A 1785-nucleotide genomic window follows, 5' to 3' on the forward strand; every position below is an offset into this window, starting at 1 on the left:
AGGACAAATGTTGCAATCCTCTATAGTTGCTATTTGTTCAGGAGCAATCGCAACTGTTCTTTTTTTTCATGCAACCGACATGGTGAGAGGAAATATGCAGAAGCTAGCAGCAGTCGAAGCTACGCAAGCTATGGAAGTATTGTTTACTGTATTAGGCGAATGGATATTGTTACCTAATTCGTTACCTACTACACTTTCTTGGTTTGGAATGTTTCTTCTTATTGTAGGCATGATCATACATAGCTATGTTTCACATAGAGGTACGGTTTCTCGCAAAGGGGAGGTAAGCGCGTAGAACACTTCCTATTGGTAAAAACATGTACGACTCTCATAAATATGATATAATATAAATAATCAAATTATACTGAAATTCTAACGTGGTGCTATTACATATGTAATAGCACCACGTGGCATTTTAAGGGTAACGATAAGGATTTTCATTATCGTAGCTATTAGAAAAACAGTTGATTTGGAACATAAAGGGGGAGAATTTCTATGTCAGAGAATGGAATGAATAAAGAAACCCATGAAGAAAGTCACTTTTTGGCGCCTGAATTTATTCGGGATATTGTCATTGGAATGGCCGATGGACTCACGGTTCCGTTTGCTCTAGCAGCCGGATTATCAGGTAGCGTTCCTACTACAAGTTTGGTTGTAATTGCAGGTGTTGCCGAAGTTGCTGCAGGATCGATTGCAATGGGACTTGGTGGATTTCTTGCTGCTCGTACAGATGAAGAACACTATGCGTCTGAATTGGAACGGGAACGAAAAGAAATAATTGAATTGCCAAATCGCGAACGGGAAGAAGTAGCAGACATATTACGTCAGTGGAATATTCCTGATGAAACGGTTAATGCGGCTGTCGATGCGATCAGTAAAGATGATGAAAAATGGGTTGATTTTATGATGAAATATGAACTAGGACTTGAAAAGCCTGAACCGAAACGTGCATTAAATAGTTCCCTTACCATTGGAATATCATACATAGTAGGTGGTCTTATTCCTTTATCTCCATATATGTTTATTTCCAAACCAGATTCAGCACTTTTAGTTTCTGTTGTTATGACACTGATTGCGTTGTTTATTTTTGGATATGTGAAGGGCACATTTACTGGATCCAAGCCATTTAAGAGTGCATGGCAAACAACTTTAGTAGGTGGATTAGCTGCTGGTATTGCATTTACGATTGCAAAATTAATATCGTAACCTAGTAACATCAAGGACATATTCGCATTAGCGAATATGTCCTTTTTAAATTAAATCGGAGATAAACAAAACTGAATAAAATGAGGGTGGTTTAAGCGAAAATAAGGGTGTAGCTAGACTTCTCAATTTGAGGTGAAATGATGCAGCCATATTTTCAAAAAGACTATCCAAATCATCCTTTTCAATTGTTTTCAGAAGAACATCTTTTAACTATATTGACGATTGGATTGCTCTGTATATGCCTTTTCATGGTTAGAAAATGGCTTGCAGAGACAAAAAGGAATCATTTGTTTGGTTATTCACTTGCCATTCTTTTAATTCTTGCTGAAGCCAGTTATCACGTCTGGTTCCTTTCTTTTCAAATTTGGTCGCTTGGTTCGACTTTACCTCTTCATCTTAGCGATATTTCCATTTTACTTTCCATCGTGATGTTAGTAACAAGGAGCGTTAGTTTATTTCGATTTTTATATTTTGCTGGAATAAGCAGTTCAATCCAAGCCATGCTGACACCTGATCTGGGTATCTACTCCTTTCCGCATTTTCGATACATTGATTTTTATGTCTCACATGGCGGTGTTA

General features: G+C 37.5%; 3 protein-coding genes. All 3 read left to right on the forward strand.

Going from position 1 to position 1785, the window contains the following annotated elements; genetic code table 11:
- Positions 1-295 (forward strand): multidrug resistance efflux transporter family protein (locus AC11ZT_RS07760; protein WP_484059050.1); only part of this gene is annotated, 295 nt, incomplete at its 5' end.
- A gap of 200 nt (positions 296-495) precedes the next feature.
- On the forward strand, positions 496-1206 hold the full coding sequence (locus AC11ZT_RS07765; protein WP_484059051.1) for a VIT1/CCC1 transporter family protein: 711 nt from the start codon (positions 496-498) through the stop codon (positions 1204-1206).
- Positions 1207-1343: 137 nt separating this feature from the next.
- On the forward strand, positions 1344-1785 hold a 442-nt coding region (locus AC11ZT_RS07770), incomplete at its 3' end, for a TMEM164-related integral membrane acyltransferase (protein WP_484059052.1).

This window comes from Ectobacillus sp. (assembly GCF_056992975.1).

Coding starts and splice junctions, on each gene's coding strand:
- AC11ZT_RS07765 (WP_484059051.1), top strand. CDS start 496: ATGTCAGAGAATGGAATGAATAAAGAAACCCATGAAGAAAGTCACTTT.